The organism is Sandarakinorhabdus sp. (assembly GCF_032115815.1).
Lineage (GTDB): Bacteria > Pseudomonadota > Alphaproteobacteria > Sphingomonadales > Sphingomonadaceae > Sandarakinorhabdus.
Genome location: NZ_JAUMBI010000175.1, coordinates 1 through 8,731, shown reverse-complemented (window position 1 = coordinate 8,731; position 8,731 = coordinate 1). Strand labels below are relative to the sequence as shown.

At 66.8% G+C, this 8,731-nt stretch carries 8 protein-coding genes; 1 reads left to right on the top strand and 7 read right to left on the bottom strand.

Going from position 1 to position 8,731, the window contains the following annotated elements; all coding sequences use genetic code 11:
* The 4 genes from RT662_RS10295 to RT662_RS10280 form a co-directional block, all read right to left on the bottom strand.
* A partial coding sequence (locus RT662_RS10295) for a PHP domain-containing protein (RefSeq protein ID WP_313670620.1) occupies positions 1-1,426 on the bottom strand: 1,426 nt, incomplete at its 3' end.
* Positions 1,423-2,883 (bottom strand): DUF6504 family protein, encoded by a 1,461-nt coding sequence (locus RT662_RS10290; protein ID WP_313670619.1) that lies wholly within the window; start codon positions 2,881-2,883, stop codon positions 1,423-1,425. The genes RT662_RS10290 and RT662_RS10295, both read right to left, overlap by 4 nt.
* Positions 2,840-3,604, bottom strand: coding sequence for a hypothetical protein (locus tag RT662_RS10285; protein ID WP_313670618.1), 765 nt, complete (start codon positions 3,602-3,604; stop codon positions 2,840-2,842). Before RT662_RS10285 ends, RT662_RS10290 begins: the two co-directional genes overlap by 44 nt.
* 112 nt (positions 3,605-3,716) lie before the next feature.
* Positions 3,717-4,325, bottom strand: a complete 609-nt coding sequence (locus RT662_RS10280) for a 2-hydroxychromene-2-carboxylate isomerase (protein WP_313670617.1) — start codon at positions 4,323-4,325, stop codon at positions 3,717-3,719.
* A gap of 41 nt (positions 4,326-4,366) precedes the next feature.
* Between RT662_RS10280 and RT662_RS10275 the strand changes: the two genes are divergently transcribed.
* Positions 4,367-5,860 (top strand): hypothetical protein, encoded by a 1,494-nt coding sequence (locus tag RT662_RS10275; RefSeq protein ID WP_313670616.1) that lies wholly within the window; start codon positions 4,367-4,369, stop codon positions 5,858-5,860.
* On the opposite strand, the gene RT662_RS10270 is transcribed toward RT662_RS10275, so the two are convergent.
* The 3 genes from RT662_RS10270 to RT662_RS10260 all read right to left on the bottom strand — a co-directional run.
* On the bottom strand, positions 5,857-7,386 hold the full coding sequence (locus RT662_RS10270) for a long-chain fatty acid--CoA ligase (RefSeq protein ID WP_313670615.1): 1,530 nt from the start codon (positions 7,384-7,386) through the stop codon (positions 5,857-5,859). The genes RT662_RS10275 and RT662_RS10270 overlap by 4 nt on opposite strands.
* 49 nt (positions 7,387-7,435) lie before the next feature.
* Complete coding sequence (locus RT662_RS10265) at positions 7,436-8,461, bottom strand: adenosine deaminase (protein ID WP_313670614.1); 1,026 nt, start codon at positions 8,459-8,461, stop codon at positions 7,436-7,438.
* On the bottom strand, positions 8,458-8,731 hold a 274-nt coding region (locus RT662_RS10260; RefSeq protein ID WP_409530164.1), incomplete at its 5' end, for a phosphoribosyltransferase. The genes RT662_RS10260 and RT662_RS10265, both read right to left, overlap by 4 nt.

Genomic DNA, 8,731 nt, shown 5'->3' with positions numbered 1-8,731 from the left:
CGCTTTCGGCAAAACGCTGCCGTTCCATCGTACTCGCATAACTGCCCCAGACGGTGCTCGACAGCCGCGTGGTCAGATCCTCGCTCATGCCCAGCACCTTGCCCACCTCGCGCACGGCGCTGCGCGGGCGATAGTGGATCACGGTCGCCGCGATGCCGGCACGTTCGCGGCCATAGCGTTCATAAATCCACTGCATCACCTCCTCGCGGCGCTCATGCTCGAAATCGACATCAATATCGGGCGGTTCCTTGCGTTCTTCGGAAATGAAGCGGGAAAACAGCAGATTGTGTTTCGACGGATCGACGGCCGTTATGCCCAGCACGAAGCACACCGCGCTGTTGGCGGCGCTGCCGCGGCCCTGGCAGAGGATGCCGCGCCCCTGCGCGAACGCCACGATATCGTGGACGGTGAGGAAATAGGGCGCATAGCCGGCCTTGGCGATGATGCGGAATTCGTCGGCCAGCAGCGCCATCAGCTTCGGCGGAATCCCCTCCGGCCAGCGTTCGCGGGCCTTTTGCAGGGTGAGCGTTTCCAGCCATCCTTGCGGACTGTAACCGGGCGGCACCGGTTCGTTGGGATATTCATAACGTAGCTGATCGAGGCTGAAATCAACACGGGCAAGCAGCCGGGCCGGCGCCTGCAGCGCCTGCGGGAAATCGCGGAACAACCGGGCCATGTCGGCAGCGGATTTCAGGTGACGCTCGGCATTGGCGGCCAGCCGCGTGCCGGCACTCTCCAGCGTTGCGCCCATGCCAATGCAGCGGATCACGTCGTGCAGCGGGCGTTGTGCCGGCGTGGCATAGAGCGGGGCGTTGAGCGCCAGCAGCGGCACATTGGCGGCATCAGCCACCGCACTGAGTGCGGCCAGCCGCCGGCGATCGCTGCCACCATGATGCAGCATCGTGCCCTGCCACAGCCGATCGGGGCAGGCCCGCGCCAGTTCGGCAAGACGGCCCTGCTGGGCACCTGTTGGCGGCATTGTTTGTTGGCCGCCGTCCGGCGGCAGGGCAATGAGCAGCAGGCCGCTTGAATGTTCGATCAAGTCGGAAAGATGCAGGATGCAATCCCCCTTCTCCGCCCGCCGGTTGCCGGTGGTGAGCAGGCGGGTGAGCCGCCCCCAGCCGTGGCGATGCGCCGGATAGGCGATCACATCCGGCGTGCCATCGGCGAACACCAGCCGTGCGCCGACCGCCAGCTTGAACGGCGGCAGTTCGGTGCCGGCCTCCTTGGCGGCTTCGGCCAGTTCCCGCACGGCCACATGGGCGCGCACCACGCCGGCCACCGTGTTCTTGTCGGCAATGCCGATGCCGCAATGGCCGAGTGCCAGCGCCGTCTCCACCATCGCCGCCGGGCTCGACGCGCCTTCCAGGAAGGAGAAATGCGTCGCCGTGCCCAGTTCGGCGAAACCCGTCGGCGTCGCCATCATGCGAACAGGCCGTGCAGATACCAGCGCGGCGGGCCGGGTTCGCGATCGTAGAGGCCGTGGCGGAACAGCCAGTAGCGCCGGCCATCGGCGGCCTCGACGCGCCAGTAATCCCGCGTCAGCCCGGCGCCATCCTTCCTTCGCCACCATTCCGCAGCGATGCGTTCGGGGCCTTCGTGGGCGGTCACGTCATGCACACGGGCGCGCCAGCGGAAGCGGCGCGGCGGGCCATCGGGCACTTCGGCGAGCACCTCGATCGGCTGTGGCGGATCGAACAGGCGAATGGGGCGGGCGGGCGGCTCGCCGGGGGCGGGGCTGGGCCAGTTCATTGCTGCACTGGCGGCAAACGGCAGGTCGAAACTCGCCTGTTCGGGAATGTGCGTGTCGGCCTGGACCAGCCGGCGGATGCGCCCGCGCCCCAATCGGGCGGTGAGGCGATCAACCAGTTCGGCCAATTGGGTTTCGGCGAGCTGGCCGCCCTCCAGCCCCAATTGCGTCTCATCAAGCGCGTGGGTGACCGGCACAGCGAGGCGCACCAGATCATAGCCGAAGCCGGGATCGAGCGGATCGTTGAGCGCGGCGATGCGTTCATCGAACAGGCGCAACAGCACGGCGGAATCGCGTTGCGGTTCCGCAGTTTCCACCGCGACATGCGCGACATGGCCATCGGCGCGATAGAGCGCCAGCGCGAACAGCCGCCCGCCGACCCCCCGCGCGCCCATCTGGACGGCGCAGCGCAGCAGAAGCTTCTCAAGCGTGGCACGCACCGCATCGGTGGTGGCGATGGGCTGGGCGAAGCGCTGCTGGGCAACGATCTCGGCCACCAGCAGACGTGGATCAAGCGGTTGCGGCGCGGCCTCGGTCAGCGCATCGAGCGCGGCCAGCAGCGCCTCGCCAAAGCGCGCGGCGACGGCGGCGCGCGGCAGCTTCGCCACCTCGCCCACGCACTTCAACCCGGCGCGGCGCAAGGCGATCTGCACCGGTTCCTGATCGGACAGGGCGGCCAGCGGCAGATCGACAACGCGGCTCTGGCCAAAGCGGGCCAGCGCCATGGCGGCGGCCGGCGTGGCAGCGAGGGCATGGCGGGCCGTGAAGCCCAGCCGTTCCAGCCGCGTCATCACGTCCGCGATCAGGCTGGCTTCGCCGCCGAACAGATGGGCGCAGCCGCTGATATCGATCAGCAAGCCGTGCGGCGGGGCGGCAGCGACCATGGGGGACCAACGGGTGGCGCCATCCGCCAGCCAATCGAGGCAGGCCGCATCGCCGGCCGGATCATGGGGGACAACGCGCACGCCCGGCAGCACCGCCCGCGCATCGGCAAGCGCCAGGCCGGGGTGCAGGCCCTCAGCCGCAGCGGCCGGGCAGCAGGCGCGGATGATCTGGCGGCCACGATCATTGGCGACAAGGACGATGGGTTCAGGCGGCGCGGATTGCTGCCGGGCGAGGCGTTCGGTTGGCAACCACGGCAGGCACACGGCCAAGATGCGGCGGCTTGAGACAGGGGGGGCGCCGGCCAAAGGCAGCGCCGATGGGGATGGCACGCTCGATGACGGTAGTGGCGGGCAGGAAACGGCGGCGGTCACGATCCCACTCCAGTTCTTGTGTCATATCGGCAGGGCCGCCGCGCTGGCGCTCAAGGCTGAGCACCAGGCGCGGCGGGCCGGGGGCATTGCCGGCAAGGCGGCGGGACGGGGCGTGGGCGGCGCGCCAGCGGGTAAGGGCCGCCGACGGCCGGGGCGGGCCAGCACGCAACAACAGGGTGAACACGCCGGACGCGGCGGCGGCCAATTGCAGCCGGCGCGTCACGGTCAGATCGACGGCGCTCGCACTGCCGGCCTCGATCACCAGGCAGGCCAACGCCGCACAGCGCTGTGCTTCAGCCGCCGCGCGCAGCATCGGCACCGCGCCGCCGGCCTGCACCAGCCACAATCGCCCCGGATCACCGCCCAGTTCGGCAAGGCCCGCGCCATACAACCGGCCATCGTCGCCTTGACGGTCAGCGAGCCACAGGATCGGCCCGGCCCGCGCGCTGGCCAGCGCCAGCATCAGCGCCAAAGGCGTGGCCGCCGGCCCGTAGATTTCGTGACACCCCGCCAGCGCCAAACCGCCGCCGAGAGCCGAATCGACACGGCCGGCAGCAAGCGCAACCCGCCCGGCAACAGCCGGAACACGGGCGGACACGGGCGGCACCAGGCGGACGACAGACGGCAACGGAACGACTCACTTATGACAATTTGTTCTTTCTTTGTTCCAATTGCCGTCAGCCGCCCTGCAGAGTCAAGCGAGCGGCATTCTATCGCGCCTTGGCCGCCGCCTCGCGCACCAGCAGGATGCGGTCCTGGCCGAAATACATGTCGTCGCCGCCCACATAGAATGTCGGGCTGCCAAAGCCGCCGCGCGCGATCAGTTCGTCGGTGTTGGCGCGCAGCTTGGCCTTCAGTTCCGGCGCGTCCGCCCGTTCCAGCGCGGCCGCATCCAGCCCACCGGCCGCCGCCGCCTCGGCCAGCACATCTGCCTGAGAAATATCGCGATCTTCGCCCCAATAGAGCTGGAAGATGCGCCGCGCGACGGCCTCGCACTGGCCCGTTTCGTCGGCCACCAGGCACAGGCGCATGGCCCGCGCGCTGTTGACCGGGAAGATGCTGGGCGTCCACTTGATCGACAGGCCGGAACGGCGGATCCAGTCGTGCATGTCCTTGGTGAAATAGCGCGCCTTGGGCACCACCGGCTTGGAGCGCATCTCATACACGCTGGGGTTCACCGTGTTGAACACGCCGCCCACCAGGAACGGTCGCCAGACAATATCGAACCCGTCTTCCGCCGCCGCCTTCACCAGCGCCTCGAAGCCCAGATAGGTCCACGGGCTCGAACAATCGAAGAAGAATTCCACCTGTGCCGTCATGACCCTCTCCCCAAACGCTGCTTTGCGGTTACTGTGGGGCCATGATGCATCGTTTCAAACCGGTCTTTTTGCTGGCACCGCTGGCAGCGTTGCTGATTGCGGCGGCGCCCAGCACCATGACAGGCGCCGCGCCCGGCCGTGCCGACCGGCTGGCACAGGCCGCCGCGCTGGTGGATGCTGGCAAACCTGCCGAAGCCCTCGCCGTCCTCGATCCGCTGCTGGCCGAATCCGATCTGCCGGCCGACAAGGGCCAGGTGGAAGGCCTGCGCAGTTTTGCGCTGGCCCGGATCGGCAAGTTCGCCGAAGCCCGCGCCGCCATCGAGTTGGCGGTGGACTCAGCGCTCAATCCCACCCCGCTTCTGCTGCGCCAATTGTTCGTGCTGCGCGCCATCACCGGCGATGTGAACGGCGCGGCGCAAACGCTGCAGCTGGTCGCCGAATCCAATCCGAAATGGCTGGCCGAACTGCCGCATGAACTGATCGCCGATGTGCAACGCACCACCGCCAGCGACGAACAGCGCAGCTTTGATCTGTCCTATACACTGGTCGCCGCCGGTTATGCGCCGCCCGACGAGACGGTGAGCGATGGCGACGCCTTGCGCCTCGCCGTGATTGCCGGCCTGGCCAAGCGCGACCGCCTGGAGGATGCCAAGCCGATCATCGCCGCGCTGATCAACACCGCCAACATTGCCCGGCTGGCCATCGATCGCCGCTACCAATCGCTGTGGCCGGTGCTGGAAGCCCGGCTCGGACCCGGTGCCGATACCGCCGATGCCGCCTTCATTGCCGCCGCCGAGCAGAAGCTGGCCGCCAGCCCGCAATCCATCGTGGCGCGTGCCGGCGTCGCCGAAGCGCTCAACATCGCCAGCAAGGAACCGGAAGCGCTGGAGCGCATCAAGGACATCGGCGCCACCCCAGAAGCGCTGGCCAAGATGACCAACCGCGAGCTGTGGACATTGAACCTGAAGGCCGCGCTGCTCAACGATGCCGGCCGCACCGATGAAGCGCTGGCCGTGCTCAACAGCGTGGCCGCGCTGCCCGCCGAAGGCCGGCCCAATACCCTGGCTTTCCGCATCATCGCGGCCGACATGGCCGAAGAAGCCGGCCGACATGGTGATGCACTCGCGCGGGTGGCTGCGGCCGACAGCGCCGATCTGAACGACTATGGCAAACAGGCGCTGGCCGGGATCCGGGTGTGCGCGCTGGCCCGTTCCGGCAAAATAGCCGAAGCGCAGAAGATCGCGCTCCCCGCCGGCTGGACGAAGGAGGGCAACAACCGCGCCCTGCAAGCCGCCTTCTCCTGCCTTGGCCGGCTCGATGCCGCCGCTGCCGTGCTGATCAAACGGCTGGACGACGAAAGCAGCCGCGACGATGCGCTATTCGAACTGCAGCCGTTCCTGGTGGGCGACCGCCCGAACGCGCCCGACAAGTTGACCAAGGCTGCCTTGCGCGCCCTGAAGGCCCGGCCCGACGTGAAGGCGGCCTTCCTGAAATATGGCCGTGATCTACCGGCCACGGTGGCCCCGCCGCGTTAACGCCGGAACCGATCGCGCAGTTCGAACTTCAGCACCTTGCCGGCCGGGTTGCGCGGCAGGGCCGTGACGATTTCCAGCCGGGTCGGCAGCTTGTAGCGGGCCAGCCGCTCGGTAGCCCAGGCGCGCAGGGTTTCAAGATCGAGGCTCTGCCCCGGCTTAAGCGCCGCCACGGCGGTGACGCTTTCGCCCCATTTTTCATTGGGTTCGCCAAAGATCGCGACTTCAGCGATGGCGGGGTGATCATAGAGCACGGCCTCCACTTCGGCCGGGTAGATATTCTCGCCGCCGCTGATGATCATGTCTTTCAGGCGGTCGCAGATATAGAGGAAGCCGTCGTCATCGAGATAGCCGATGTCGCCCGAATGGAACCAGCCTTCGGCATCGATGGCGGCCGCGGTGGCTTCCGGCTTGTTCCAGTAACCGCGCATGATGTTGGGGCCGCGCATGATGACTTCGCCGCGCTCGTTCGGCCCCAGCGGGGTGCGGCCATCTTCGGCGACGATGCGCAGATCGACGAAGAACATCGGCTTGCCGGCCGAACCCAGCTTGGCCAGCGCGAAATCCGGGCCCAGATAGGTGCCCGACGGCGCGGTTTCAGTGAGGCCATAGCCTTGGTTCATCGGGATGCCGCGCGCGTTGTACAGCCGCAGCAACGGTTCCGGCACCGGCGCGCCGCCGCACATGATGACGCGCAAGGACGACAGATCGGCCGCTTCAAAATCCGGCTGCTGGGCGACAAACAGCAGCATAGCCGGCACCGCGAAGGTAGTGGTAACGCGATATTCCCGCACATCCGCGATAAAGCGCGCCGGATCAAAGGCGCGGTGCAGCACGACATGCCCGCCCTTCTGCCAGCAGCTCAAGGGCGTGACGTTGAGGCCGCCGATATGGAACAGCGGCGCCATCACCAGGCTCACGTCTTTTTCGGAGATATCGGCGCCCAGCGCGCCGTTGATGTTGGCCCACCAGAAATTGCCGTGGGTGAGCATGGCACCCTTGGGCCGGCCAGTGGTGCCCGATGTGTACATGATCACCGCCACATCATCCTCGGCGGTTTCCACCCGATCAGCCAATGGCGCTGAATCGCCGACGAATTCCGCAATCGGCTGCCAGCCGTCTGCCTGGCCATCGGCGGACAGGAAACGCCGGCAGCACAGGCGGTCGCGCACGCTGTCGATCACCGGGCGGTGCGGGCCATCCACCACAAGCGTGTGCACCCCGGCATCGTTGATGATGTAATCCAGTTCCGGCCCCGTCAGGCGGAAGTTCAACGGCACGAAGATGGCGCCCAGCCGCGCGGCGGCAAATAGCAGATCGAAATAGAGCGGATTGTTGAGACCCAGATAGCCCACCCGGTCACCCCGGCAGATTCCGCCGGTCTTCAGTGCCGTGGCCAACCGGTTCACGGCATCGCCCATCTCGCGATAGCTACGGGTGGCGCCTTCGAAGGTGAGGGCCGGCCGGTCCGGCGTTTGCTGCACCCGCCGGCTGAACCAGCTGTTCAATCCGATATCGGCCTTGGTCATGTTCGCTCCCCGGAATTTTATCTTTTGATGCTGGCTGCAACGCATGCGGTCAATATGTGGCGGCAAAGTCGATCGCGGCCAGATGCGCGGCCTGCTCTGCCGGTGACAGGAAACTGCCGGTAAAGCTGTTGCGGGCGAGCGTGATGATCTCGTCACGCGTCAGGTCAAGTGCGTCGGCCACGGCGACGAAATTGGCGTTCACATAGCCGCCAAAGTACGCCGGATCGTCGCTGTTCACCGTCGCCTTCAACCCGGCCTGCAGCATGCGGCGCAGCGGGTGCTGCGTGAGGTCGTTCACCACGCAGAGCTTCAGGTTGGACAGGGGGCAGACCGTCAGAGTCAGCCCGTCGCTGACAATGCGCTGCACCAGCGCAGCGTCTTCCAGCGCCCGGTTGCCGTGATCGATGCGGTCCACCTTCAGCACATCCAGCGCCTGCCAGACATAATCAGGCGGCCCTTCCTCGCCGGCATGGGCGACGATCTTGAGGCCCCTACCGCGGGCGCGGGCGAAGACGCGGGCGAACTTCTCCGGCGGGTGGCCGACTTCACTCGAATCCAACCCGACACCGTGAATGAGCGACAGATAAGGCAGCGCCTCGTCCAGCGTCGCCTCGGCGTTTGCTTCCGGCAGATGGCGCAGGAAGCACATGATCAGCCGGGACGTGATCCCGCGCTCCTCTGCCTCGGCCAGCGCGCGGGCGATGCCGCCAACCACATTGGCAAAGGGCACGCCGCGCGCCGTGTGGCCCTGCGGATCGAAGAAGATCTCGACATGGCGCACGCCATCGGTGGCGGCGCGGTCGAGATAGGCTGTCGTCAGATCGAAGAAATCCTGCTCCGTCAGCAGTACCGCCATGCCCTGATAGTAGATGTCGAGGAAATCCTGGAGGTTGGAGAAATCATAGGCGGCACGGATCGCTTCCACACTGTCAAACACGAGGCTGACGCCATTGCGCTGCGCCAGCGAAAACATCATCTCCGGCTCCAGGCTGCCTTCAATGTGCAGGTGCAGCTCGGCCTTGGGCAGGCCGGCGATGAAGGCGGCACGGGCCTCGCGCGAAGCAAATCCGGTCATTTCCCCAAGCCCTCGATCGGCGCCAGGATCACGTCGGCGGCCGGCTTGTGGGCACGGATTTCGGCAGACGTCAGCCCGTCAATCTCGTGCGGGAACACCAGCCAGTCGTTGCTTTCGTGGATGAAATAATCCGGTTTCAGCTCCGTCTGGTTGCGCGCCGGCTTGTACCACACGGTGGCGATGCGGATATCGGCTGGCATGTTGGCGCGACAGCGCGCCCTGAGTTCAGTCAGCACCGCCTCGATGCTGCGGCCTGAATCGAACACGTCA

What these genes read in the sequence shown, in the direction of transcription:
- RT662_RS10270 (WP_313670615.1), bottom strand. Translation starts at nt 7,386, where the DNA reads ATGACCAAGGCCGATATCGGATTGAACAGCTGGTTCAGCCGGCGGGTG.
- RT662_RS10275 (WP_313670616.1), top strand. Translation starts at nt 4,367, where the DNA reads ATGATGCATCGTTTCAAACCGGTCTTTTTGCTGGCACCGCTGGCAGCG.
- RT662_RS10280 (WP_313670617.1), bottom strand. Translation starts at nt 4,325, where the DNA reads ATGACGGCACAGGTGGAATTCTTCTTCGATTGTTCGAGCCCGTGGACC.
- RT662_RS10265 (WP_313670614.1), bottom strand. Translation starts at nt 8,461, where the DNA reads ATGACCGGATTTGCTTCGCGCGAGGCCCGTGCCGCCTTCATCGCCGGC.